This window comes from Flavobacterium wongokense, from assembly GCF_021608265.1.
GTDB lineage: Bacteria > Bacteroidota > Bacteroidia > Flavobacteriales > Flavobacteriaceae > Flavobacterium > Flavobacterium wongokense.
The window spans coordinates 129840-154196 of record NZ_JAKIHP010000002.1; the positions used below are offsets into that span (position 1 = coordinate 129840).

The window sequence follows — 24357 nt, forward strand, 5'->3', positions numbered from 1 at the left end:
TATGATGTATATTGACAACATACTTTTTGCTATAATCCTGATTGCGGGAATTGGTTTTTTTGTTCAAAATGTCAAAAAACTAAAACGCAACATTAACCTTGGCCACGATGTTAACCGTACTGATAATCCATCAGCGCGTTGGAAAAACATGGCGATGATTGCGTTAGGGCAATCCAAAATGGTCAAACGACCGGTTGCCGGATTTTTGCACATCATCGTTTATGCAGGTTTTATCATTATCAATCTGGAAGTCCTTGAAATCATCATTGACGGACTTTTCGGAACGCACAGGATATTTTCATTCCTTGGCGGATTTTATAGTTTCCTGATTGGTTCGTTTGAAATCCTGGCTGTTTTGGTTTTGGTTTCTGTTATTGTTTTCTGGATTAGAAGGAATATTATCCGATTGAAACGTTTTGCGAGCTCCGATTTGAAAGGTGCACCAAAGAAAGACGCTGATACGATTCTGTATTTCGAAATGGTTTTGATGTCGTTATTCCTGATTATGAATGCGACCGATTTGCATTTCCAGGCAATGAATTCCGGGAATGTGATTTCACAATACCTTAATCCATTATTTTCATCTCTGGACTTGGTTCAGGTTGAAATCATCGAAAGGACAGCATGGTGGTTCCATATTATTGGAATCCTGTTGTTCCTAAATTATTTATACTATTCAAAGCATTTGCATATCCTTTTGGCTTTCCCAAATACGTATTTCGCCGATTTGAATCCGAAAGGACAATTCGACAACCTGGAAAGCGTTACCAAAGAGGTAAAACTGATGATGGATCCAAATGCCGACCCATTTGCAGCGCAGCCTGTTGATGAGAACGCTGGTCCGCATAAATTTGGCGCTTCGGATGTGCAGGATTTGAATTGGGTTCAATTATTAAATGCCTACACCTGTACTGAGTGCGGTCGTTGTACATCATCATGTCCAGCAAATCAAACCGGAAAAAAACTCTCCCCACGTAAAATCATGATGGATACGCGTGACCGATTGGAAGAAGTAGGAAGAAACATCGATGCCAACAAAGGTGTTTTTGTTCCTGATAATAAATCCTTGCTGAATGATTACATAACTCCCGAAGAACTTTGGGCATGTACATCCTGTAACGCCTGTGTTGAAGAATGCCCTGTAAACATCAGCCCGTTATCAATCATTATGGATATGAGAAGGTATTTGGTAATGGAGCAAAGTGCGGCGCCACAGTCATTGAATGCGATGATGACCAACATTGAGAATAATGGTGCACCTTGGCAGTACAATCAGCAGGATCGATTAAACTGGAAGAACGAATAAGACAAAAATAAAAAACAAATTTGCCATAAACGTGAGACTTGGGAATTTGTCTAATGAATGTGAAATATTAAAATTAAAAAAATGAAAGCGGAAGACATTGACAAAAGCTTGCAGAGTATCACCCAAAACGGACAGCATCTGAGTCCGATTTTACCAAAAGGGATTAAGAACTATTTAATTGACATTGACGGAACAGTTTGCGACGATATTCCAAACGAAGAGCCTGAAAGAATGCTGACTGCAGAGGTTTATCCTGATGCATTGGCAACATTAAACAAATGGTATGACGAAGGACACATTATATTTTTCTTTACTTCAAGAACTGAAGCACATAGGGAATATACTGAGATTTGGTTGAAAAAACACGGATTCAAATACCACGGAATTTTATTTGGGAAACCTCGTGGCGGTAATTACCACTGGATTGATAACCACTTAGTAAAAGCAACCCGTTACAGAGGGAAGTTCACCAATTTAGTTGAAAAAGAAGTAACCATCCAGGTGTTTGATGACGAGCACCACGATTAAGTTTAGATTTCAAACTTTGCAACTTTGCAGCTTTGCAACTTTGCAACTAAAATAAAAATATGTCAGAAGTATTAAATGTGCCTACAATGGCAGAAATGATGGCTCAAGGCAAACAACCCGAAGTATTGTTCTGGGTTGGTTGTGCTGGTAGTTTTGACGACAGGGCAAAGAAAATAACCAAAGCATTCGTTCGTATCCTGAACAGGGCAAATGTAGAGTTTGCGGTTTTGGGTACAGAAGAAAGTTGCAATGGTGACCCGGCAAAACGCGCCGGAAATGAATTCTTGTTTCAAATGCAGGCAATGATGAACATTGAAGTCCTGAATGCCTACGAAGTCAAAAAAATAGTAACTGCCTGCCCGCATTGTTTTAATACCCTGAAAAATGAATACCCGGATTTGGGTGGGAATTACGAAGTAGTCCACCACACTCAATTCTTGAAATCATTACTGGATTCTGGACGCCTTACTATTGAAGGTGGTCAGTTCAAAGGGAAAAGGATTACGTTTCACGACCCATGTTATCTAGGAAGGGCCAACAATGTTTACGAAGCACCAAGGGATTTAATCCAGAAGCTGGATGCCGAATTGGTTGAAATGAAACGCTCACGTGCAAACGGTTTATGTTGTGGTGCCGGTGGTGCACAAATGTTTAAGGAACCTGAGCCGGGAAACAAAGACATCAATGTCGAAAGGACCGAAGATGCTTTGGAAACCCAACCGGAAATTATTGCGGCTGGATGCCCATTCTGCAATACGATGATGACTGATGGTGTAAAAGCCAAAGAAAAAGAAGGAGAAATCAAGGTGATGGATGTTGCCGAATTGATTGCAAATGCTCAGGATTTATAATCCGGTATTTCAATTAAACCCATAATTTATAAATCATAACTCATAATTCGAATGTACGTTCCTTTTGAAAATTTACCAGAAGATTCCAAAATTTGGATTTACCAATCCAACCGAAAATTTTCAGATGATGAAATGTCCGAAATCGAAAATGATTTGAAAGCATTTATCGAAAACTGGGCAGCACACGGAACCGGATTGGAAGCTTCCTATTTATTAAAATACAACCGCTTTATTGTTCTTGCCGTCAATCAGGAAGTACAGCAGGCAACAGGCTGTTCGATAGATTCGTCAGTGGCATTTATCCAAAACCTGGAACAGAAATATAAAGTTGACTTATTGGATAAAATGAATGTAACCTTCAGGAATGGTGAGCACATAGCCCACAAATCCCTGATTGATTTTAAACGAATGGCCAAGGAGAAAGCCGTTACCCAAAATACTATTGTTTTCAATAATTTAGTAAATACCATCGAAGAATTCAACGAAAACTGGGAAGTTCCGGCTGGAGACAGCTGGCACAGCCGTTTCTTTTAAGCCCTAAATTTTATGAAAAGGTTTTTGCTCAGAAGTGTTTCATTATTTGGATTGTTGCTTTTGGTTTCGAATTGTTCGTCAACCAAAGTCAGCAAACCCGCTCCTGCAGTTGTTGCAAAAACCGAGGTAGTTGCTCCCGTTGATGAAACAGCTTACGTACCACAAACCAAAAAGAACTTTTTCCCCGAAACAGAAGCCGAAACCCGTTGGGTTGACAGTATTTATAATCAAATGTCTTTTGACCAAAAAGTAGGGCAGCTGTTTATGGTTGCGGCTTATTCCAATAAGGATGCTGCACACGTAGCTGACGTTGAAAAATTGGTTACCGAAAATAAGGTTGGCGGATTGATTTTCTTTCAGGGCGGACCAATGCGCCAGGCGTTGTTAACCAACAGGTATCAATCCCTTGCTAAAGTCCCTTTATTTATAGGCATTGATGCCGAATGGGGTTTGAGCATGCGTATTGACTCAACATTCCGTTATCCTTTTAATATGACTTTGGGTGCCATCAAAGACCTCAATCTGGTTCAGAAGGTTGGAACTGCCATGGCTAAGGAGAGCAAAAGAATGGGAATCCATTTCAATTTTGCACCTGTTTTGGATATCAATACCAATCCCAAAAATCCAATCATTGGGTACCGTTCTTTTGGTGAAAACAAAGTCAATGTTACTGAACATGCCATTGCATTAATGAGTGGGGCACAAGGGCAGGGAATATTCTCAACAGGAAAACACTTTCCCGGCCACGGAGATACAGCAACCGATTCGCACAGCACGCTTCCGGTAGTCAACGCTACTTTAGACCATTTGGAAAAAGTGGAACTCTATCCTTATAAAAGAATGTTCGATGAAGGGTTGGTGTCGGTGATGGTAGCTCATTTGAATGTGCCAAGCCTTGAGCCTCGTGAAGGTTATCCCACTTCGGTTTCGAAACATGTGGTTACTGATGTATTGAAAGGCGAACTTGGTTTTGACGGACTTATCTTTACCGACGCACTGAACATGAAAGGCGCAGCCAATTTCAGAAAGCCGGGAGAACTCGACTTGGAAGCTTTCCTTGCCGGAAATGACATTTTGCTTTTTGCCGAAAATGTACCACTTGCCGAAGAAAAAATATGCATGGCGTATCAGGATAGTTTATTAACAGATGCCCGATTGGCGCAGTCGGTGAAAAAGATATTGCATTATAAATTCAAGGCAGGCCTAAACAAATACAAACCCATCGAAGGCATCAATCTTTATAACGATTTGAATCCGAAGTCGAATGAGACTTTGCAATATGAGCTGTATGAAAATGCGGTTACTGTTGTAAAAAATGATGGGAACATTTTGCCTATCAAAAACCTGAATCAAAAAATTGCCTACGTAAAAATGGGCGATGATACCAACAGTTCCTTTGTAAATACCTTAAAAAAATATACCGAAGTCACCGAAGTCGCCGATGCCAATATCGACACATTGATGACCAAGCTGACCAATTATGAAACCATCATCATTGGTTATCATAAATCGGATAAATCGTGGTGGAAATCACCCGAGCTGACAGTTCCTGAATTGCAGATCATTGATTCCATTTCAAAAAAGAAAAAAGTAATCATTGACTGTTTTGCCAAACCATATTCCTTATCCAAGATTTTGAATTTCGGAGAACTGGAAGGTGTAATTGTTTCCTATCAGAATGGTGACATTGCACAGGAAGTTTCAGCAGAATTGATTTTTGGTGCTGTGGATGCCAAAGGATTGCTTCCCGTTTCGATCAACAGTACTTATAGCGCTGGCTATGGAATAACAACCCAGAAATTAAACCGTTTGGGTTTTGGTACACCGGAAAGTGTGGGAATGAATTCCGAAAAACTGAAGCAGATTGAGACCTATGCCCAAAAAGCCATTGATGGAAAAATGGCGCCGGGAATGCAGGTTCTTGTCGCACGAAAAGGAAAAGTCATTTACCAGAAATCATTTGGGAAACAAACCTATGAAGGTGATGTAAAGGTTAAAAATTCGGATTTATACGATGTGGCCTCATTGACCAAAATGGTTGCGACCTTACCCAATGTAATGCAGGTTTATGACCAAAAGAAAGTTACCCTTGAAACCACTTTGGGTGATATGCTGCCCAATTTCAAAGGTTCGAATAAAGACAAAATGACTTTTAAGGAATTGCTTTCGCACTATGGCAGGATGCAGGCCTGGATTCCGTTTTATAAAGCTACTGTTGATTCGGCAAAAATGCCAATGGACAAATATTACAAAAAAGTATACTCTGAAGGATTTACCAAAAGAGTTTCAGACAGCCTGTATCTGAGAGATGATTATCACGATACCATCATGAAGCAAATTATCAACAGTCCACTGATTGATAAAAAAGAGTACCGCTACAGCGATTTTACATTCATAATCCTAAAACAATATTTGGAAAGAATAATGGGCAGGCATTTAGACGAATTGGCAACAGACAATTTCTACAAAACGCTCGGCATGAATAATACGACTTACAATCCGTTGACCAGGTTTGACAAAGCACGGATTGCTCCAACTGAAATTGATACCTATTTCCGCCATGATTTGATTCAGGGATATGTTCATGATATGGAAGCGGCGATGGAAGAAGGAGTAGGAGGTCATGCCGGAATTTTTTCAAATGCAATGGATATTGCCAAGATGATGCAGATGTATCTGCAGAAAGGAAATTATGGAGGTATTCAATATTTTAGCGAAGACACTTTCAATACGTTTAATACAAGTTGGTTTTATGGAGAAGGTGTACGTCGCGGACTTGGATTTGATAAACCACAGATAAGTGGTGGCGGTCCAACATGTGGCTGCGTATCGATGTCGAGTTTTGGGCATACAGGATTTACAGGAACCATGGCCTGGGCTGATCCGGCAACAGATATTGTTTACGTATTCCTTTCAAACCGCACTTATCCTGATTCTAATCTGCCCAACAAATTATCACAGCAGAACATTCGTGAAGACATTCAGCGTGTGATTCAGGATGCGATATTGGACAAATAATCCACAGATAATATATTAATAATCAAACGATAAACCTCAAGTAATCTTGAGGTTTTTTATTTGTACTCCCTCCGACATGGGATATATATAAACAATCAGATTAATCATGTAATGCGTTTCGGAGCAGAGTTAGCCAACTTTGTAATACAATCAAAAACAAAGAAACTATGAAACCAAACGAAGTACAGGAAGCTTTTAAAATTCCCAGCGATTGGGATGTAAAAGCAAAACTATTGCGAAGGAGATTCCCGCAGCTTACATCATCAGATTTAGAGATCGATGAAAAGGAAGACGAAAATAGTTTGTTAAAGCGGATTGAAATCCGACTCAACAAAAAAAGGAATGAAGTAATAGAAATTATCAAAAACACAATACCAAACAAATTCATTAATAATTTAAAAATTCAATATCATGAGTAATCTACTTTATACAATAGCAATCATCTTAGTAATATTATGGGCATTAGGTTTTTTTGCCTACGGAATGGGAAATTTAATCCACATCCTTTTGGTCATCGCAATCATTGCCATTCTATTCAGAGTAATTAAAGGAAAAGATCCGGTATAGTCATACCCTCAGGATTTCCCAAATCCAACAAAATTTAACCTATTAAATAAAAACAAAAATGAAAAAGAGAATTTTTACAGTTTTTGCAGCTATTGCTATGGTTTTTACTGCAAAAGCACAGGAAACAACAACGAATACCGACACCAGGAGCAATTTTGTTTTGGGTGCCAAATTAGGGGTCAATTATTCCAATGTTTATGACAGCGAAGGAGAAGACTTTGTTGCCGATCCAAAAGTGGGCTTTGTAGCCGGTGGATTTGTTACGCTGCCATTAACACAATGGTTTGCAATACAGCCTGAGGTTTTATATTCCCAAAAAGGATTCAAAGGTTCGGGAACATTATTAGGAAACCCTTATAGTTATGAACGTACCACGGATCACTTAGACGTTCCGATTTATTTTGCATTCAGACCGATTGAGTATTTGTCAATTTTGGCCGGACCTCAGTTTTCTTATCTGTTAAGTGAGAAAAATGAATTCAACGGAGCTATTGACCAAACACAGGAGGAAGCATTCAATAATGACAATATCAGAAAAAACACTTTTAGTGTAATTGGTGGTGTCGATGTAAATGTTTCAAAATTGGTTATCGGTGCAAGAGCCGGTTGGGATTTAAAAGAGAATAGAGGTGATGGTACTTCTGATACACCACGTTATAAAAATTACTGGTATCAGTTAACCTTGGGTTACAAATTTTAAAAAATAAAATAAATATATAATAATTAAAAATCAAGTAAAATGAAAAGTTCAGGTAACATGAAAGTAGTAGGTGCCCTAGTTTTAGGAGCAGCTGCAGGAGCCGCATTAGGAGTATTATTTGCACCTAAAAAAGGTTCAGAAACAAGAAAGGATATTGCTGACAATGCAAAAAAAATGTCCAAAAACTTAAAAGACAAATTTCAAGGACAGGTAGATGATTTAAAAGACCAGGTTGCAAAAGCCGAAAAATTCCTTGAAAAAAACGCTTCAAATATCAGGGATAATGTTGAAGAAAGATTTGCGGATGCAAAAAGTTCTGTAGAAGACAGAGTATCCAGCGCAAAAAACAATATTGAACATAAAATCAGTAATGCCGCAAGCGCAGCAAAATCATAAAATTAACCTAGTAACCTTTTATTGTCATTAGCTATGCAACTCAATGAAAAATTAGAAGCGTTAACAGATAGCCTTAAAGAGTATGCAGATACTAATTACGAGCTTATCAAATTGGAAGTTATTGACCATTCCTCAACCATAATTTCTGGAATTGTCACTACACTTATAATTACGGTCGTATTAGTTCTGTTTGCTTTTTTCGGCAGTATGTATCTGGCTTATTATTTGTCGGACCTACTCGATATCGATTACATTGGGTTTGCCATTATTGGTGGATTTTACCTGCTTCTGGCAATTATCATCTACATCAATAAAAAGAGCATGATCGAAAAACCGGTTTGCGATAGTTTTATCGGTAAACGAATGACAGTCAAACCAGAATCAACAACTGAATAGTTATGGGAGCAACAGCCAAACCTTGCCAAGCAAGCTTACTCAGCAGAATTGATGAGTTACGTATTCTAAAAGCCGAACAGGAAGCACAGATAAGCCAGCAGTTTCAGGATTTAAAAAATTCAATTACTGTTGGTAACATCTTAAAAGAATCCATTTCCCATATTGCTGAAGACAAGGATACCCAAAAGGATATCGTAAAAATTGCTGCTACAACGGGTACTAATTTCCTGATTGAGAAATTGCTCGGTAGTAACAACAGCATCAAAGGTTACCTTGGTTCCCTCTTGGCTGAAAAGGTCTCAGGCTCTTTTATTGGTAAATGGATTTCCAAGTTTTAATAACCTTTAGCCATGGTAAATGTAAAGAAAGAAGGTATCCTGTTAGCAAAAACCGATTTGGAATTTGAGCAGGAAGGTGTTCTCAACCCCGGAGTAGTCCAGGAAGGAAATGACGTTCATATTTTTTACAGGGCTTTGAATAAAGGTAATCGTTCCACCATTGGATACTGTAGATTAAATGGACCACTAACTGTTGCCGAACGCAGCAAAGAGCCGGTCATTAGCCCGGAATTTGATTATGATTCCCAAGGTGTTGAGGATGCGAGGGTTGTTAAGATTGATGGCGAATACCACATTACCTATACTTCTTATAACGGAGTCAACGCATTGGGTACTTTGGCAACTTCCACCGATTTGAAAAAGTGGGAAAATAAAAGGATTATAGTTCCGCAGATTACTTATGAAGAGTTCAATCATATTGCGAAATTCAACCGTTACATTACTGAAAAGTACCAATATTTTTACCTGCGCCATAAACCTGAAAGTGAACTTGAAAAATCAATGCTGCTGTGGGATAAAAACGTGGTCTTCTTCCCAAGGAAAATAAACAATTACTATTATTTCTTTCATAGGATACTTCCTGAGATACAGCTTGTAAAAGTCAAAAGGCTCGAAGATTTAACCAAAGAATATTGGCATGATTATTTTCTGACTGTTGATAAACATGTGGTGCTGACTCCAAAATACGGGCATGAAATCAGCTATATAGGTGGCGGATGTCCTCCAATTGAAACCGAAGCGGGTTGGGTGGTAATTTACCACGGAGTCCACGATGTAAAAGGCGGGCACATTTATACAGCCTGCGCAGCCTTACTCGATTTAGATAATCCTGGGATTGAATTATCCCGTTTGCCCTATGCCCTCTTTGTTCCCGATCAGGAATGGGAGTTGATAGGAATAGTAAACAATGTGGTTTTTCCAAGCGGAACAGCGTTATTCGGAGATACCTTATATGTTTATTACGGCGCTGCCGACAAGCTTATAGGCACAGCGTCCATGAGCCTTAAGGAATTGGTAGCCGAATTGGTTCACTATAAAAAATTCAAATAACCAAACCTCATTTTAAACTATTAACTATAAATACTTTTAATTGTCATGGCAAATAATTTAGTGGAAAGAAAAGGTAAAACTTTACTTTTAAACAAATCCGGAATCAAAACTAAACCTACTAAAACTTTATTATTCAAAACTGACAAAAATGGTGGTATTGCCAAAATGGTAAAATCGCCAAAACCTTTACCCGAAATTTTATTCATTACTTCTTATCCTAATCGTGAGTGCGGCATTGCTACTTACACTCAGGATTTGATCCATGCGATTAAAAACAAATTTGGGCATACCTATGCCTTGAAAGTTTGTGCCCTCGAAGAGAAAGACAGGGAATACAAGTATCCTGAAGAGGTAAAATACGTTTTGCAGACTTCTGATTTGATGCGCTATTATGCCATGGCTCAAAAAATCAATGACGACAAGAAAGTCAATTTGGTTGTGGTGGAACATGAATTTGGCTTGTTTGGAGGGGAATATGGCGATTACTACATCAAATTATTATCCTTAATCAAAAAACCGGTAATCACCAGTTTCCACACTGTTTTGCCAAACCCTGATGAGAAAAGGAAAAACGATGTAAAAACAATTTCTGATCTGTCTGCTTCTGTAATTGTAATGACTGAAACTTCTAAGTCGCTGCTGGAAAAAGATTATAATGTCCCAAGTGATAAAGTGCAGGTGATACAGCATGGAACCCATTTGGTAAAATCAGGTGGACCAAGCCTCAAAAATGACAAATACCACTTTGGTGACCGTTTTGTATTTTCTACCTTCGGGTTGTTGAATTCAGGAAAATGCATCGAAACAGCACTGGACGCTTTACCAACCATCATCAACAAATTCCCCAACGTTCTGTACCTTATCATTGGAAAAACACATCCAACAGTTAAGGCAAATGAAGGCGAAAAATATCGAAATTTCCTCGAAGATAAAGTAGTCAGCCTCGGATTGCAGGGACATGTCAAATTCATTGACAAATACCTCGACCTCGAAGATCTGCTGGCTTATCTTCAACGCACGAATATCTACCTGTTTACCTCAAAAGACCCATTCCAGGCAGTCAGTGGCACTTTTTCCTACGCTATGGCTTGTGGCTGCCCAATTATTTCGACACCAATTCCGCATGCTACTGAAATGCTTAAAGACGGAGCGGGATTGATTGTTGATTTTGAAAACCCAACACAATTAGCTCAGGCAGTAATCAAACTACTATATGACCCGATTTTGTTGGAACAAATGAGTTTGAACGGACTTCACAAAATAGCGCCTACAGCTTGGGAAAATTCAGCAATTGCCCATGTGGAGTTAATCAACAAACACCTAAAAAACAACGCAAAGAAAATTCATTACGAATTGCCCGAAATATCTTTGGAACACATCAAAAGGCTTACTACCGAAACCGGAATGATCCAGTTTTCCAAAATTGGAGTTCCCGATTTGTCTAGTGGATTTACATTGGATGATAACGCGCGTGCTTTAATAGCTGTGGCTAAACATTACCAAATGACCGGTGATGAAGCTGATTTGCGTTTGATTGATATTTACCTCGACTTTATCATTTTCTGTCAACAGGAAGATGGCACCTTTATGAATTATGTCGACCACGATGGTACTTATTTTGATAAAAACCGGGATGAAAACCTGGAAGATTCAAACGGGCGTGCCATTTGGGCATTGGGTGAATTTTGCTCCTACGATTGTTTGTTCAGTTATGCGAATTTAAGACGTGCTGAAATTGCGCTCGAAATAGCTTTGCCCAACATTCCGAACCTTACTTCTCCAAGAGCCATGGCTTTTGCCATAAAAGGCTTGTACCATTATAATATCAAAAACAATGATTCCGCTATTCAAAACCTAATTACTTCATTAGCTGATAATCTGGTTTCAAAATTTAGGGGAGTTTCAGATTCAAATTGGAGATGGTTTGAAGATTACCTGACTTATGCAAACAGCGTTTTACCCGAAGCCATGTTGTATGCTTATTTGGCAACTGGCAACACGGTTTTTGAAAAAACGGCCATCATGTCATTTGATTTCCTGCTATCCCTTATTTATAAAAACAAACAGATTAAGGTAATTTCGAATCAGGGTTGGCATAACAAAGGAAAAATTTCGCACACATTTGGAGAACAACCCATTGATGTTGCCTACACCATAATGTCACTCGGATTGTTTTACGACACCTTTGGCGATAAATCCTATCTGAAAAAAATGATTAATGCATTTAACTGGTATCTGGGCAAAAACCATTTGAATAAAATAATTTACAATCCCTGCACTGGTGGCTGTTTTGATGGTTTGGAAGAGCATCATGTAAATTTGAACCAAGGCGCGGAATCGACAGTAAGTTATCTAATGGCAAGGCTTCATGTTGAAAAATATAACAGTAAAAATCAAATTATATACATGCCACTGGAATCAATGATGAATTATCCAGAAACAATGGCAAATGAATTTACATACTAAATAACAACTCAACCACGAAAAAGGCACTCTGAAAAGAGCGCCTTTTTTTATTTCTTAATCCCCAATTTTGTCTAAGGGTGGAATGTCGTCCATTTTATCCAATCGTTCTGATAGTTCTTTTTTAAAGCCAATCAATTCCTTTTCGGCATCAATCAAGGCTTTGTGTAATTCTTCCTTACCGCTTTTTGTTTTACCCAGCTTTCGCAGGATTTCAAAAATTTCACCTTCTGCTTCCATTACCTGAAGCCTTTTGTAATAGGTAAGGGTTTCGGTCATGTGTGCCAATACAATCATTGCAGTCAGGAACGGATGGTTGTTGGTGACATTGGCAGCCTTCAGTCTTCCGTGCTCGAGTTCCACTTTCAAAGCATAGGCAAACTCTTCCATATTAAACCCCTCATATTTACTTTTCGGGTTGAAATAGGCTTTGATGCATTCAACATTATTTAGTGTAGACAAATCTACCGAAGTGTCATTTTTCTTATATAAATCTTTGTAAAGGACGTTACGTATTGCCCTTGCTTCTTCAATTGTAGGATCGTTTTTTGGATTCTCGAAATCGCGTTCCGACCAATCCCAATTTTTGGGATGGACTGGTTTGATGTATTTTTCGCAAAATTCGGTGACGTCATTTTTAAGGCTGATAAGCGTTCCGTCTCTTCTGATATAAACGTCCTGATAGGTTCCTGGAATTGTTTTCATATTTGATTTTCTTATAAAGTTAACACTTTTAAAAACACCATTTTACGAACCGTTAAACTATGTAAATCTTTGCAAAAATCTTATAACCCCGGCTAATTGTTGTAGCGGTAACTTTAAGTAAAAATAAAAAGCCATGATACTACAATTAGAGCCTTCAATATTAGTCGAAACGCCATTGGGAACTGGTCAGGCCATGTTCATCATTGATTATGGAATGCACCAAAACACCTGTTGGGTTGTGGCATTGCAAAAAGACGGAGTCATAAAACATTTCGACTGCAACGACGTGATACTTTCAACGAATTATACCTATGGCATGAATCTGAGAAAAAACAATTTTAACAATAAAGAAAAATCCGCAGACAGGTGACATAGATTAGTTTTAACTAATTTTTAAAGGAGCACTAACCATTTTTCCTTAAATTCGTAGCACTAAAAGCAACACATGAAAATAGCCATCGTATGCTATCCGACCTTTGGTGGTAGTGGAGTAGTAGCAACCGAATTAGGTCTTGAACTTGCCCGTCGTGGACACGAAATCCATTTTATTACCTACCGTCAGCCTGTTCGCCTGGCGCTGTTAAATTCCAATGTGCATTATCACGAAGTTAATGTTCCCGAATATCCTTTATTCCATTATCAACCTTATGAGTTGGCGCTTTCGAGTAAACTTGTTGATATGGTAAAGCTTTATAAAATTGAATTGCTTCACGTGCATTATGCCATACCGCACGCTTATGCAGGTTATATGGCTAAGCAGATGTTGAAGGGAGAAGGTATTTCAATTCCAATGGTTACCACACTTCACGGAACCGATATCACACTGGTTGGAAACCATCCGGTTTATAAGCCTGCAGTTACGTTTAGCATCAATAAATCGGATATTGTAACATCGGTTTCCCAAAGCCTTAAAGACGACACCAATCAGTTATTTAAGATTAAAAGGGAAATCCATGTGATTCCCAATTTCATAGAGCTGGATAAAATACGCAACGAAAGCCAAATTTCCTGCCACCGTTCGGTTATGGCAAAGAAGGAAGAACGTATCGTTACACACATCAGTAACTTCCGAAAAGTAAAACGCATCCCGGATATTATTAGGATATTTGAAAAAATCCAGCAAAAAATCCCAGCTAAACTAATGATGGTAGGCGATGGTCCCGAAAAAAGAGGAGCAGAGCAGTTGTGTAAGGAGTTGGGCATTGAGGACAAGGTAATCTTTTTTGGAAATAGTAATGAGATTGACCAAATCCTATCCTATTCCGATTTGTTCCTGTTGCCGTCTGAAACCGAGAGTTTTGGTTTGGCTGCACTCGAAGCCATGGCATGGAGCGTACCGGTAATTTCGAGTAATTCCGGAGGTTTGCCTGAAGTTAATTTTGATGGGGTTTCGGGTTATCTAAGCAATGTGGGCGATGTAAACAGCATGGCTGAAAATGCCTTAAAAATCCTTTCGGATGATGTTGTTTTAGCTGAGTTTAAACAGAAAGCGCTGACCGTTGCCAAACAATTTGACATCAAAAACATTTTGCCCCTTTATGAAGATTTATACCAACAAGCTATAAACAATTCCAAAAAATGAAAAAATACATTTCAATACTAGCAATCGTGCTGCTGTATTCCTGTTCACCAACAAAGAATGCTGTGAGCAGACCATTGTATGAAGTACTAACGGTCAATAATGATGGTGGTGCCAATATTAAATTTTATGAAGTATTGTCGGAAGAAAAAGAAATCAAAATGCTTTTGGGAGACGAGACTTTGGCCAAATTGATAAAACCAAAGGATATAGTCGAGAGTAGTTTTCTGGTTCTTAATACGGGTCCAACCAAGGAAAGCCTGAACAGGATGAAGATTGAAAAAATAGTGGAAACACCAACACAAATTGAAGTTTATCTCAAGGACACCCAAAAAAACCTCGATGTAACGCAGCTTGATGATGAAACTAAATATCCGTACACGGTTGTAAAAGTAAATTCCAAGAAACCCATAGTTTTTAAATAAAAAAATCCCGTCTGAAATAGACGGGATTTTTTGTTTATCATCGTTTGATTAAAATCTGTAACGAATTCCAAGTGCGATGTCCGGACCAAAACTGTCGTAGTCATCAAAGTCACTTCTGTTGTCTCCAAAATACAATTCAGGTCTAAAGTCTAGAGATAACTGAATTGGAGCCTCTTCAAAATCGTACTCAATTCCGATATCTCCTGCAGCTAGAAGGAATGTTCCTCCATCCGGATCCGGATCACCAGGACCATCGTAGCTCCAGCTACCAATTCCGGCTCCTACACCGGCATACCAATTGAAACCTCCGTCGATGTTCCAAACCCATTGGTATAAACCTACCAACTTGATCGCATCAATGTTTTTGCTGTTTCGCCACCCCAAATCGAACTCTAAACGGTTGTCTTTAGATGCAATCTGTCTTTGGTACGAAATCTCTCCACCAAATCCGTCGTTGTCACCCAAACGTAAACCTAAAGCATTCTTTGAAATGGTCTGAGCTTGTGCGCTAAATGCTAATCCGATTAGCATGAAAGCAGATAAAATGATTTTTTTCATCGTTTGTGTTTTAAATTAGATACTACAAATGTCATCATTATTATGATAAATGACTTATATAATATGGCAAACTTATTACACAATTTTTAACCAAACTAATGAGTTGAATTATTTTATTCCTTAGAAAATATTATCGAAGCGATAAGTTGCTGACTGATATAATCTTCCATTTCAAATAAATCTTCTTCTTCACGTTCGGTATGGTCTTCATACTTGTAAAGTTTCCATCTGCGGTTATTGTATTCCAAAGCTGTGAGGTTTTCAACCCAATCTCCCGAATTTAAGTATAGCGTCGAACCATTCTTATTTTCCTTCTCGATGATTTTAGGCTCATGGATATGCCCACAGATAACATAATCATAACCTTTTTCTATGGCCAAATCGGTTGCAGTGGTTTCAAAATCGGAAATATGCTTCACAGCAGATTTAACGCTCGCTTTGATTTTTTTCGAAAAAGAGTAAGGTTCCTTTCCCATTCTTTTAAGGCACCAATTCACAAATCGGTTTATTAATATCAAATAATCATAACCCAAACCTCCAAGTTTTGCAATCCATTTGGAATGTTGTACCGATGCATCAAATACATCCCCGTGGAAAATCCACGCTTTCTTATAATCCAAATCCAAAACAAGTTTGTCTACAATCGAGAAATTTCCAATGCCCGAATCACTGAATTTGCGCAGCATCTCATCGTGGTTACCGGTTACATAATACACTTTGGTACCTTTGGAAGCCATATCAACTATACGTTTGATGACTTTTAAATGTGCTTTGGGGAAATAGGATTTTCTGAATTGCCAAATGTCGATAATGTCACCGTTTAAAACTAAAATCTTTGGCTTGATAGAGGATAAGTAATAGTTCAGTTCGTGTGCATGTGAGCCAAAAGTTCCTAAATGAACATCTGAAATCACGACTAAATCTAATTTTCTTTTTTTCAAAATGAATGAATTTAGAGTTTAACAAATTAAGAAAGAGCATATTATTTCAAGTTTATCCCAAGGTTAACTTTTGGACAATAATCTTTTTCACTTTTAAACTTTCACCTATATTTGTTTAAAACAACGGAACATGGCCGGAAATAGTTACGGAACGCTTTTTAAACTCACGACTTTTGGCGAATCACATGGCGAAGCTTTAGGCGGAATCATTGATGGCTGCCCCGCAGGAATCACACTTGACTTTGATGCAATCCAAACCGAAATGCAGCGCAGGAAACCAGGCCAGTCTTCAATTGTTACCCAACGTAAGGAAGAGGATGAAGTGCAGTTTCTTTCGGGTTTGTTTGAAGGCAAAACTACCGGCACGCCAATCGGTTTTATCATTCCGAATACCAATCAGAAGTCAGATGATTACTCGCATATAAAAGACAGTTACCGTCCAAGCCATGCCGATTATGTTTATGAAAAGAAATACGGTATCCGTGATTATCGAGGTGGTGGAAGAAGTTCGGCGCGGGAAACTGCCTGTCGTGTTGTTGCCGGAGCCATTGCCAAACAGGTTTTAACCAATATCAAAATCAATGCTTTTGTTTCTTCTGTTGGAGAAATTTTTATTGACAAGCCTTACCAGGCTTTGGATTTTTCATTAACCGAAACCAATGCGGTGCGCTGTCCTGATTTGGCTACAGCCGAAAAAATGGAAAACCATATCAAGGAAATCCGAAAAGAAGGCGATACCGTTGGCGGAACGATTACCTGTGTTTTGCAAAATGTACCTATAGGTTTGGGCGAACCTGTATTTGATAAGCTTCACGCCGAATTAGGAAAAGCAATGCTTTCCATCAATGCGGTACACGGATTTGAATACGGCAGCGGTTTTTGTGGCGCCAAAATGAAAGGCAGCGAGCACAACGATTTATACAACGAAGACGGATCAACCAAAACCAATCTTTCAGGCGGAATCCAAGGCGGTATTTCAAACGGAATGGATATTTATTTCAGGGTGGCCTTCAAACCGGTGGCAACCTTAATACAGAAACAGGAAGTACTGACCAATCAAAATACTTTAGTAGAACAACAAGGTAAAGGCAGGCACGATCCGTGCGTAGTCCCAAGAGCAGTTCCCATTGTGGAAGCTATGGCAGCCATTGTTCTGGCCGATTTTTATTTACTAAACAAAACCTACCAAAAATAAATGAGCACAACCAAAACCCAAAAGAAATCATTCTTTTCCAATCTTACGGTTCAGATTCTTATTGCAATGCTTCTTGGAGCCTTTTTAGGGATTTTTGTCCATTATAATTATACTGAGGACATTGCCAAGGATTTTAGTGGCTATATCAAAATGCTGGCTACAATTTTCATCCGATTGGTGCAGATGATCATATCGCCGTTGGTATTTACAACCCTTGTTGTTGGAATAGCCAAATTAGGTGACATCAAAGTTGTAGGCAGGATAGGAGGAAAGGCCTTAGGCTGGTTTTTTACCGCTTCGTTTATTTCATTATTGATTGGAATGTTTTGGGTCAACACGCTTCAGCCGGGACATGGTTTGGAGCTTGGAAGCGTAGATGTTTCAGCTGCCAGTGAAGTAGTAGAGAAAACAGATGGTTTTTCGGCCCAGAATTTTGTCGAGCACATTATCCCTAAAAGTATCATTGAAGCCATGGCTACCAATGAAATATTGCAGATTGTGATTTTTTCAATATTCTTCGGATTGGCAGCTGCATCAATTGGCGAAACCGCAAAACCAGTCGTGAATGGCCTGGATAAGGCTTCACACATTGTTTTAAAAATGGTAAACTATGTAATGAAATTTGCTCCTGTTGGGGTATTCGGGGCTATAGCCGGAGTTTTTGCCATTAGGGATATAGATGATTTATTACTGACTTACGCGAAGTTTTTCGGGTCGTTTTTAGTCGGGATTTCAACGCTTTGGTTTGTATTGCTATTGATAGGTTATATTTTCCTCAAGGACCGAATGACCGCATTGCTGAAACACATAGTGAGTCCGCTGATCATCGCTTTTGGAACTACAAGTTCGGAAGCCGTTTTTCCTAAACTTACCGAAGAATTGGAGCGATTTGGCGTAAAGAATAAAATCGTTTCCTTCATGCTGCCATTGGGCTATTCCTTCAACCTTGACGGAAGCATGATGTATATGACTTTTGCCAGCATTTTCATTGCACAGGCTTATGGCGTTCCACTTGATTTTGGTACACAAATGACAATGCTTTTGGTGCTAATGCTTACCAGCAAAGGAATCGCAGGAGTTCCCAGAGCGAGCCTTGTTGTGGTAGCCGCAACCTGCGGAATGTTTAAGATTCCGGTTGAAGGCATTGCGTTGATACTTCCGATTGATCATTTCTGCGATATGTTCCGAAGCGCCACAAATGTTTTGGGGAATGCACTGGCTACATCGGTAGTCGGCAAATGGGAAAAGGACAAATAAAAAATATTTTTTAAGAATTCTTTTTTTTAAATTCGCACCTTATAACTAAAAAAACAAAATGTATTTTATGAAAAAACTATTACTATTATCTACGATTATCGGTTTCGCTTTTACAGCAAACAGCCAGGTTGTATTTAGCGAAAACTTTGACGGAATCGGTCCTGGAATGTCTGGATGGACATTATACAACGTTGATGGGCTTACGCCAAATGCAGGTGTTGCTTTTGTAAACGCTGCCTGGGTTGCTACTCCATCTGAATTTGACAACAATGTTGCTATGAGTACTTCATGGTATACGCCGGCTGGAACTTCAAACGACTGGTTGGTTTCACCAGCAATCACTTTACCTGCTGGAACCAATATGTTATATTGGGATGGTCTTACTTATGACCCAACTTACCCGGATTCTTATAAAGTTTATATTTCAACTACCGGAAACGCTGTAGGTGATTTTACAGAATTATTAAATGTTGACCCTGAAGATACTACTGACTGGGTAAGACATGCGCTTGATTTAAGTAATTTTTCAGGACAAACGGTTTACATTGCTTTCCAAAACTATTCTTCTGACATGTATTTATTGGCTTTGGATAACATCGCAGTTATCAATAATGATATCTGCATTGCTCCGGATAGAGGAATCACAAGCAGTACAACTACAACTACTGCAACTATCGAGTGGACAGGTGTTGGTGATTTTGATGTAGCTCTTGGAACTCCAGGTTTTACACCAACTGTTACAGATACTGCAAACGGCGGACCTACTTATACTGCTACAGGTTTGACACCTAACACACGTTACCAATTTTACGTAAGAGGAATGTGTGGAAGCCAATGGATTGGACCATACTCTGTATTTACAGCGAATACTTTACCATATGCTTACGGATTTGATACTGTTGGAGGATTTGCACAGGACGGATGGTCTGGTGGATTCAGTCTTGGAACCACGGCTGCAAATGCACAGGCAGGAACTCAATACGTATTCTCTAATAATTCTACTACAGCTGCTACAAACAGATCGGTATTTACAAGACCAATTTCTATGCAGGCTGGACAACAGGCTACAGTTAGCTTCTGGCACAGAGAAAGCTCTGCTACTGCTAACCGTTCATTGAGATTAAGAGTTTATCCTCCGGGAGCAACTACAGGAACTGTAGTGTGGACAGGAACAGCTTTGAGCAGTAATACTGCATACGTTCAGGTAACTGCACCAGTTTTTACTGCAACTACAGCTGGAACTTATTTCTTTGAATTCAATGATTTCAGTGGTGCAGGTGCTGCTTCTACATTGAGATTGGATTCAGTTGCGATTACTACCAATTTGGCAACAAGCGAAGTTTTGGCAAACAATTTTTCAGTTTACCCTAATCCTGCAAATAACGTAATCAACTTTTCTAACACTATTAATGCAGTAGTGAATACAGTTGAAATGAGTGATTTGAACGGAAGAGTAGTTAAATCATCTAAAGTTAATGCTACAGAAGGTCAAATTTCTATCAGCGATTTAGCTGCTGGTGTTTATATGATGAAAATCAGTACTGACCAAGGCGTTGCAACTAAGAAAGTTGTTAAGCAATAATCCTTACTTCACATAATAGAAAAGCCATCAGGAATGATGGCTTTTTTTATGCTAAAAATTTAGATTGCAATTCGGGTGTAGGAACCATGCAGCTTTCTTTTTGGCCAAACCATTTATACCTTCTTTTGGCAACATAATCATAGACAAAATCTAAAAATGATTTTGGCAGGACTGAAAACACCAGCAAAATTTTATGGATTCCGCTGATTTCCTTTAGAATCTTAAACGCAACATCAGATTTGTAATAATAAGCCTTTGCGGGTTCATACAAAATGGTGCTGTCAATTTTGGAATCTGAGATTCCGATGTGATTAATGATTTTTTGGCCCAATTCCGACTGTAGCGCAACAAACCGGAAAATGTCCTTTTTATCATGCCTGATGACAAACTGGACCGAAGAATCACAAAGATTACAAACCCCGTCAAACAGGATTATTTTTTTGTCTTTAGGTAAGTTTGAAATTTCCATTGGTTATTATTTTGCCTGAACATATTCGAGTTCTTCAAGGCTTACCTTAGAAGTAAAAATCCCGTAGTTTACTACAGCTTTATTTTTTTCAATTTTATCGATGGTTCCAATTGATTTTCCGTCAACCATTCGAACCCTGTCCCCAATTTTCAAGGTGACTTTCGGTTTTTCAGCTTCGGCTTTTTGGGCTTTTATCTTTTTCTCCTTTTTGGCAACACGGATTTCCTCTACCTTAACCTTAACCTCCTCAATTACCTTTTTCTGGATGATTTCCTTTTGTTTTTTCTCTTGGACTGTTGCTTTTTTACGTTTGGAATTTTCTATTTCAACCATCTTTAAAAACTCGCCAATTAAGACTTTTTTGTCTTTGTTGTTAAAGTATTTTTCGGAAATGTCATCCACTTTCTGCCCCATATAAATCAGGCGCTGGTTGGCATCATACAATTCCTGGTAACGCTCGAGTTTCTCCTGTATTTTTGTATTGATGCTTTCCATTTTTTTGCCTTCTTCACGTGCTTTGGTTTCTTCTTCCTTGAGGTTTAACGAAGTTTTCTCGAGTTTGGAACGCTCTTTCTGAAGCGTGGCAATCGTTTTGTCAAAGCGTACTTTACCGCCTTCAATCTTCTTTTTCGCGCGATTGATTAGTCCAAATGGGATTCCGTTTTTCTGTGCGACTTCAAAAGTAAACGAACTTCCGGCCTGCCCAAGGATTAATTTATACATTGGTTCCAATGATTTTTCATCAAAAAGCATATTGGCATTGGATGCAAATGGCAATTCATTGGCCAGCATTTTTAAATTGGAATAATGCGTAGTTATAATTCCGAATGCCTCCCTATGATAGAATTCTTCCAGGAAAACTTCCGCCAGAGCGCCACCCAATTCGGGATCGGAACCGGTTCCAAATTCATCAATCAGGAATAAGGTTTTATCATTGCACTTCTTCAAAAAATAATTCATGTTCTTGAGTCGGTAACTATAGGTACTCAAATGATTTTCAATAGATTGATTGTCACCAATATCAGTTAGAATCCTGTCGAATAAAAAGGTTTTGCTGCGCTCATGAACCGGAATCAGAATACCGCATTGCAGCATCAATTGTAATAAACCAACGGTTTTCAACGAGATGGTTTTTCCTCCTGCATTGGGTCCGGAAATCACAATAATCCGGCTCGAATCTTTAAGCTCAATAGTTTGAGGAAATGTCTTTTCCTTCTTCAGCAGATTATTCAGATACAAAATAGGATGGAAGGCATCCCTGAAAAAAAGTTCTTTCTTATCTGTGATTGCGGGCAGGATTGCGTTGATTTTATGGGCATATCTGGCTTTAGCCGCAACTACATCCACATCGCTCAAAAACTCCTGATACAGAAATAATAGTTCCAGATAAGGGCGGATTTCATTTGATAATTTTTTCAATATCCTGGTAATTTCCTCACGCTCTTCGTATTCCAGATTACTCAATTCCCTCGAATAGCGAAGCGTTGCTTCAGGTTCGATATACGCTATACTTCCTGTTTTGGAGCTTCCCAAAATTGAACCTTTCACTTTTCGTCGGTACATTGCCAAAACAGCCAAAACCCTGCGGTTTTCTACAATGCTTTCGCGGATTTCGTCAAGGTAACCCAAGGAGTTGTATTGGCTTAATGCCTGTCCGAAACTTTGGTTGACCTTGCCACGAACCAGATTCATCGCACGTCGTGTTTCGTTTAACTGAGGCGAAGCATTGTCTTTGATTTCGCCATATTTATCAACGATTTCATCTATTTTCTGAATAATGAATTTAGTATATTCAACCTGTGCTGCTTTTTCGTTCAGCTTTGGATAATAGTCGTGGAATTTTTTAAGGAACAGCAATAAAGCATTTACCGTTTCCGAAAGCGTGGCTATCTTCCTGAAACTACCAACTTCCAGAAAGCTATCTTCTATGGCTAGGAATTTCAAATCGTTGGTAAGATTGTCAAATCCGTGGTTGGGTATAGCGTTATTATTGGTAAATGACGAAAGATATTCAGACGTTTGCAGCAATGAATCCATCAGTGTTTCCTTGTTGCTGAACGGAACAATTTCAAGCGCTTTCTGCTTTCCGATTTCAGTGGTGCATTTATCTGAAATGGTTTGTAGAACGGTATTAAATTCTAAATCCTGTAATGTCTTTTTGGTAATTGAAATCATAAATGTGGCAAAGGTTCAAAGTTACAAAGTTTTAAAGTATCTATATTTGTAAAAAATAATTAAATGGACGTTAAAATACATTCATCCTGGCAAAAGATGCTTTCGGGCGAGTTTGAGAAACCTTACTTTCAGCACTTAATTTCATTTGTTAAAAATGAATATGTTACGAGAAGGTGTTTTCCAAAAGGAAGCGAAATCTTCGCAGCATTCGACCATTGCCATTTTGAAGATGTCAAGGTTGTAATTATAGGCCAGGATCCGTATCACGGATTTGGGCAGGCTAACGGTTTGTGTTTTTCGGTGAATGACGGTATTGGTTTTCCTCCATCTTTAATCAATATTTTTAAGGAAATTGAAGCTGATCTGAGCAAGCCTTTTCCAAAAACAGGAAACCTCGAGCGCTGGGCAGACCAGGGAGTTTTATTGCTCAATGCAACGCTGACTGTTAGGGAAAGCGAAGCAGGAAGCCATCAGAATCAGGGTTGGGAAACATTTACCGATGCAGTAATCCAAAAAATCTCAGACGAAAAACAAAATGTCGTATTCCTTCTTTGGGGCGGATTTGCCAAGAAAAAAGGCGCACGCATTGACCGAAGCAAACACCATGTCTTGGAAACCGGGCATCCTTCCCCGTTGAGTGCTAACCGCGGTTTGTGGTTTGGCAATAAGCATTTCAGCAAAACCAATGTTTACCTGGAAAGTTTAGGAAAAAAAACGATTGAATGGTAAGCTAGTTTACCGTAAAGTGGTAATAACCTGCAGCGTCAATTCCGGTTACCAATGAATCTATGTTTAAAAACAAACGCGTTGGAGGGCTTATCGAACGTATTTCTACACTGTTCAAGGATTCACTGTTGTAGCCATAACTCAAACGATAGGTTCCGGCTGCCAGCAATGGGAATCCCATGCGGTATTCATAAGTTTCGTCGACATCATTGTATTCACAAATGGCATAAACATACGGGCCACTACTGTAGGCGTTTCCTTTTACGATATCCAATAGGTTTTCATCAAGGCTTACCGTTTCCCAATCACCTCCGCTGATTTGCTTCTCGATTACATAAGAAAAAGCAAATTCTGTCGCGCCTGTGGTTTCGAAAGCATCCAAAGTCCTTATGCCATCTGGAAGGTATCTTGAAAAATCTGCACTCAGGTATAATTTTTCTCCAACAGTGTACGTATTAGAATGTGCGTCCATTGCTACCAGATTAGGCACTTCAGCATAAACGTTGTTATAAAAACCATCGTCGTTGGTGTCACAATCAGCAAATAAAAATGCAACTGCAATCAGGGCTATATAATGTAATTTTTTCATCTTTATCTG

The 24357-nt window shown here is 38.9% G+C and carries 26 protein-coding genes; 20 read left to right on the forward strand and 6 right to left on the reverse strand.

Translation table 11 applies throughout. From position 1 onward, the window contains the following. The first annotated feature begins 1 nt into the window (after position 1). The 13 genes from L1S31_RS06620 (at position 2) to L1S31_RS06680 (ending at position 12150) form a co-directional block, all read left to right on the forward strand. Positions 2-1306: a 4Fe-4S dicluster domain-containing protein gene (locus L1S31_RS06620; RefSeq protein WP_236463791.1), complete on the forward strand. Its 1305-nt coding sequence runs from the start codon at positions 2-4 to the stop codon at positions 1304-1306. 81 nt (positions 1307-1387) lie between these two features. Beyond that, positions 1388-1834 carry an LNS2 domain-containing protein gene (locus L1S31_RS06625; RefSeq protein ID WP_236463793.1) on the forward strand — a complete coding sequence of 149 codons (447 nt, stop codon included), beginning with the start codon at positions 1388-1390 and terminating at the stop codon, positions 1832-1834. 59 nt (positions 1835-1893) lie between these two features. Continuing rightward, positions 1894-2685 carry a (Fe-S)-binding protein gene (locus tag L1S31_RS06630; RefSeq protein ID WP_236463794.1) on the forward strand — a complete coding sequence of 264 codons (792 nt, stop codon included), beginning with the start codon at positions 1894-1896 and terminating at the stop codon, positions 2683-2685. A gap of 51 nt (positions 2686-2736) precedes the next feature. Further along, positions 2737-3219: an ABC transporter ATPase gene (locus L1S31_RS06635; protein ID WP_236463797.1), complete on the forward strand. Its 483-nt coding sequence runs from the start codon at positions 2737-2739 to the stop codon at positions 3217-3219. A 12-nt stretch (positions 3220-3231) separates the two neighbouring features. After that, positions 3232-6237: a serine hydrolase domain-containing protein gene (locus tag L1S31_RS06640; protein WP_236463799.1), complete on the forward strand. Its 3006-nt coding sequence runs from the start codon at positions 3232-3234 to the stop codon at positions 6235-6237. Between the two features lie 167 nt (positions 6238-6404). Further along, positions 6405-6656, forward strand: coding sequence for a hypothetical protein (locus L1S31_RS06645; RefSeq protein WP_236463801.1), 252 nt, complete (start codon positions 6405-6407; stop codon positions 6654-6656). Next, the gene (locus tag L1S31_RS06650) at positions 6649-6804 is read left to right on the forward strand and encodes a lmo0937 family membrane protein (RefSeq protein WP_236463803.1); all 156 of its coding nucleotides are present in this window, start codon (positions 6649-6651) and stop codon (positions 6802-6804) included. Before L1S31_RS06645 ends, L1S31_RS06650 begins: the two co-directional genes overlap by 8 nt. A gap of 58 nt (positions 6805-6862) precedes the next feature. Continuing rightward, positions 6863-7504, forward strand: coding sequence for a porin family protein (locus tag L1S31_RS06655; RefSeq protein WP_236463805.1), 642 nt, complete (start codon positions 6863-6865; stop codon positions 7502-7504). Between the two features lie 39 nt (positions 7505-7543). Continuing rightward, positions 7544-7900: a YtxH domain-containing protein gene (locus tag L1S31_RS06660; protein WP_236463807.1), complete on the forward strand. Its 357-nt coding sequence runs from the start codon at positions 7544-7546 to the stop codon at positions 7898-7900. A 33-nt stretch (positions 7901-7933) separates the two neighbouring features. Then, positions 7934-8296, forward strand: coding sequence for a phage holin family protein (locus L1S31_RS06665; protein WP_236463810.1), 363 nt, complete (start codon positions 7934-7936; stop codon positions 8294-8296). A 2-nt stretch (positions 8297-8298) separates the two neighbouring features. After that, the gene (locus L1S31_RS06670) at positions 8299-8634 is read left to right on the forward strand and encodes a hypothetical protein (RefSeq protein WP_236463812.1); all 336 of its coding nucleotides are present in this window, start codon (positions 8299-8301) and stop codon (positions 8632-8634) included. A 12-nt stretch (positions 8635-8646) separates the two neighbouring features. Beyond that, on the forward strand, positions 8647-9684 hold the full coding sequence (locus tag L1S31_RS06675) for a glycoside hydrolase family 130 protein (protein ID WP_236463814.1): 1038 nt from the start codon (positions 8647-8649) through the stop codon (positions 9682-9684). A 45-nt stretch (positions 9685-9729) separates the two neighbouring features. Beyond that, positions 9730-12150, forward strand: a complete 2421-nt coding sequence (locus L1S31_RS06680; RefSeq protein ID WP_236463816.1) for a glycosyltransferase — start codon at positions 9730-9732, stop codon at positions 12148-12150. Between the two features lie 54 nt (positions 12151-12204). Here L1S31_RS06680 and L1S31_RS06685 read toward each other — a convergent pair whose 3' ends face one another. Further along, the gene (locus tag L1S31_RS06685) at positions 12205-12852 is read right to left on the reverse strand and encodes a DUF5661 family protein (RefSeq protein ID WP_236463818.1); all 648 of its coding nucleotides are present in this window, start codon (positions 12850-12852) and stop codon (positions 12205-12207) included. Positions 12853-12985: 133 nt separating this feature from the next. On the opposite strand from L1S31_RS06685, the gene L1S31_RS06690 reads away from it, so the two are divergent. The 3 genes from L1S31_RS06690 to L1S31_RS06700 all read left to right on the forward strand — a co-directional run bounded on the left by L1S31_RS06690 (position 12986) and on the right by L1S31_RS06700 (position 14856). Further along, positions 12986-13222 carry a hypothetical protein gene (locus L1S31_RS06690; protein ID WP_236463820.1) on the forward strand — a complete coding sequence of 79 codons (237 nt, stop codon included), beginning with the start codon at positions 12986-12988 and terminating at the stop codon, positions 13220-13222. Positions 13223-13297: 75 nt separating this feature from the next. Continuing rightward, positions 13298-14434 carry an N-acetyl-alpha-D-glucosaminyl L-malate synthase BshA gene (gene bshA, locus L1S31_RS06695; protein ID WP_236463823.1) on the forward strand — a complete coding sequence of 379 codons (1137 nt, stop codon included), beginning with the start codon at positions 13298-13300 and terminating at the stop codon, positions 14432-14434. Beyond that, positions 14431-14856 carry a hypothetical protein gene (locus L1S31_RS06700; protein ID WP_236463825.1) on the forward strand — a complete coding sequence of 142 codons (426 nt, stop codon included), beginning with the start codon at positions 14431-14433 and terminating at the stop codon, positions 14854-14856. Before bshA ends, L1S31_RS06700 begins: the two co-directional genes overlap by 4 nt. A gap of 48 nt (positions 14857-14904) precedes the next feature. Here the strand turns inward: L1S31_RS06700 and L1S31_RS06705 are convergent, their stop codons facing one another. Both L1S31_RS06705 and L1S31_RS06710 read right to left on the reverse strand, forming a co-directional pair. Further along, positions 14905-15414 (reverse strand): hypothetical protein, encoded by a 510-nt coding sequence (locus L1S31_RS06705; RefSeq protein WP_236463827.1) that lies wholly within the window; start codon positions 15412-15414, stop codon positions 14905-14907. Positions 15415-15527: 113 nt separating this feature from the next. Further along, entirely contained in the window at positions 15528-16355 is an 828-nt protein-coding gene (locus L1S31_RS06710; protein WP_236463829.1) for a UDP-2,3-diacylglucosamine diphosphatase, read from the reverse strand. A gap of 130 nt (positions 16356-16485) precedes the next feature. On the opposite strand from L1S31_RS06710, the gene aroC reads away from it, so the two are divergent. The 3 genes from aroC (at position 16486) to L1S31_RS06725 (ending at position 20389) form a co-directional block, all read left to right on the forward strand. Beyond that, the gene (aroC, locus tag L1S31_RS06715) at positions 16486-17550 is read left to right on the forward strand and encodes a chorismate synthase (RefSeq protein WP_236463831.1); all 1065 of its coding nucleotides are present in this window, start codon (positions 16486-16488) and stop codon (positions 17548-17550) included. Beyond that, positions 17551-18807 (forward strand): dicarboxylate/amino acid:cation symporter, encoded by a 1257-nt coding sequence (locus tag L1S31_RS06720; RefSeq protein WP_236463833.1) that lies wholly within the window; start codon positions 17551-17553, stop codon positions 18805-18807. A gap of 67 nt (positions 18808-18874) precedes the next feature. Then, positions 18875-20389 carry a T9SS-dependent choice-of-anchor J family protein gene (locus L1S31_RS06725; RefSeq protein WP_236463835.1) on the forward strand — a complete coding sequence of 505 codons (1515 nt, stop codon included), beginning with the start codon at positions 18875-18877 and terminating at the stop codon, positions 20387-20389. 46 nt (positions 20390-20435) lie between these two features. On the opposite strand, the gene L1S31_RS06730 is transcribed toward L1S31_RS06725, so the two are convergent. Then, a complete protein-coding gene (locus L1S31_RS06730; RefSeq protein WP_236463837.1) occupies positions 20436-20858 on the reverse strand; it encodes a thiol-disulfide oxidoreductase DCC family protein in 423 nt (140 codons plus the stop codon). Between the two features lie 6 nt (positions 20859-20864). Continuing rightward, the gene (locus tag L1S31_RS06735; RefSeq protein WP_236463839.1) at positions 20865-23033 is read right to left on the reverse strand and encodes an endonuclease MutS2; all 2169 of its coding nucleotides are present in this window, start codon (positions 23031-23033) and stop codon (positions 20865-20867) included. 63 nt (positions 23034-23096) lie between these two features. Between L1S31_RS06735 and L1S31_RS06740 the strand changes: the two genes are divergently transcribed. Further along, the gene (locus tag L1S31_RS06740) at positions 23097-23762 is read left to right on the forward strand and encodes a uracil-DNA glycosylase (protein ID WP_236463841.1); all 666 of its coding nucleotides are present in this window, start codon (positions 23097-23099) and stop codon (positions 23760-23762) included. 1 nt (position 23763) lies between these two features. On the opposite strand, the gene L1S31_RS06745 is transcribed toward L1S31_RS06740, so the two are convergent. After that, positions 23764-24348, reverse strand: a complete 585-nt coding sequence (locus tag L1S31_RS06745; protein ID WP_236463843.1) for a hypothetical protein — start codon at positions 24346-24348, stop codon at positions 23764-23766. Positions 24349-24357: the final 9 nt, after the last annotated feature.

Coding starts and splice junctions, on each gene's coding strand:
- L1S31_RS06650 (WP_236463803.1), top strand. CDS start 6,649: ATGAGTAATCTACTTTATACAATAGCAATCATCTTAGTAATATTATGG.
- L1S31_RS06700 (WP_236463825.1), top strand. CDS start 14,431: ATGAAAAAATACATTTCAATACTAGCAATCGTGCTGCTGTATTCCTGT.
- L1S31_RS06670 (WP_236463812.1), top strand. CDS start 8,299: ATGGGAGCAACAGCCAAACCTTGCCAAGCAAGCTTACTCAGCAGAATT.
- bshA (WP_236463823.1), top strand. CDS start 13,298: ATGAAAATAGCCATCGTATGCTATCCGACCTTTGGTGGTAGTGGAGTA.
- L1S31_RS06690 (WP_236463820.1), top strand. CDS start 12,986: ATGATACTACAATTAGAGCCTTCAATATTAGTCGAAACGCCATTGGGA.
- L1S31_RS06720 (WP_236463833.1), top strand. CDS start 17,551: ATGAGCACAACCAAAACCCAAAAGAAATCATTCTTTTCCAATCTTACG.
- L1S31_RS06625 (WP_236463793.1), top strand. CDS start 1,388: ATGAAAGCGGAAGACATTGACAAAAGCTTGCAGAGTATCACCCAAAAC.
- L1S31_RS06660 (WP_236463807.1), top strand. CDS start 7,544: ATGAAAAGTTCAGGTAACATGAAAGTAGTAGGTGCCCTAGTTTTAGGA.
- L1S31_RS06740 (WP_236463841.1), top strand. CDS start 23,097: ATGGACGTTAAAATACATTCATCCTGGCAAAAGATGCTTTCGGGCGAG.
- aroC (WP_236463831.1), top strand. CDS start 16,486: ATGGCCGGAAATAGTTACGGAACGCTTTTTAAACTCACGACTTTTGGC.
- L1S31_RS06640 (WP_236463799.1), top strand. CDS start 3,232: ATGAAAAGGTTTTTGCTCAGAAGTGTTTCATTATTTGGATTGTTGCTT.
- L1S31_RS06735 (WP_236463839.1), bottom strand. CDS start 23,033: ATGATTTCAATTACCAAAAAGACATTACAGGATTTAGAATTTAATACC.
- L1S31_RS06620 (WP_236463791.1), top strand. CDS start 2: ATGATGTATATTGACAACATACTTTTTGCTATAATCCTGATTGCGGGA.
- L1S31_RS06745 (WP_236463843.1), bottom strand. CDS start 24,348: ATGAAAAAATTACATTATATAGCCCTGATTGCAGTTGCATTTTTATTT.
- L1S31_RS06645 (WP_236463801.1), top strand. CDS start 6,405: ATGAAACCAAACGAAGTACAGGAAGCTTTTAAAATTCCCAGCGATTGG.
- L1S31_RS06635 (WP_236463797.1), top strand. CDS start 2,737: ATGTACGTTCCTTTTGAAAATTTACCAGAAGATTCCAAAATTTGGATT.
- L1S31_RS06685 (WP_236463818.1), bottom strand. CDS start 12,852: ATGAAAACAATTCCAGGAACCTATCAGGACGTTTATATCAGAAGAGAC.
- L1S31_RS06675 (WP_236463814.1), top strand. CDS start 8,647: ATGGTAAATGTAAAGAAAGAAGGTATCCTGTTAGCAAAAACCGATTTG.
- L1S31_RS06665 (WP_236463810.1), top strand. CDS start 7,934: ATGCAACTCAATGAAAAATTAGAAGCGTTAACAGATAGCCTTAAAGAG.
- L1S31_RS06725 (WP_236463835.1), top strand. CDS start 18,875: ATGAAAAAACTATTACTATTATCTACGATTATCGGTTTCGCTTTTACA.
- L1S31_RS06730 (WP_236463837.1), bottom strand. CDS start 20,858: ATGGAAATTTCAAACTTACCTAAAGACAAAAAAATAATCCTGTTTGAC.
- L1S31_RS06630 (WP_236463794.1), top strand. CDS start 1,894: ATGTCAGAAGTATTAAATGTGCCTACAATGGCAGAAATGATGGCTCAA.
- L1S31_RS06680 (WP_236463816.1), top strand. CDS start 9,730: ATGGCAAATAATTTAGTGGAAAGAAAAGGTAAAACTTTACTTTTAAAC.
- L1S31_RS06655 (WP_236463805.1), top strand. CDS start 6,863: ATGAAAAAGAGAATTTTTACAGTTTTTGCAGCTATTGCTATGGTTTTT.
- L1S31_RS06705 (WP_236463827.1), bottom strand. CDS start 15,414: ATGAAAAAAATCATTTTATCTGCTTTCATGCTAATCGGATTAGCATTT.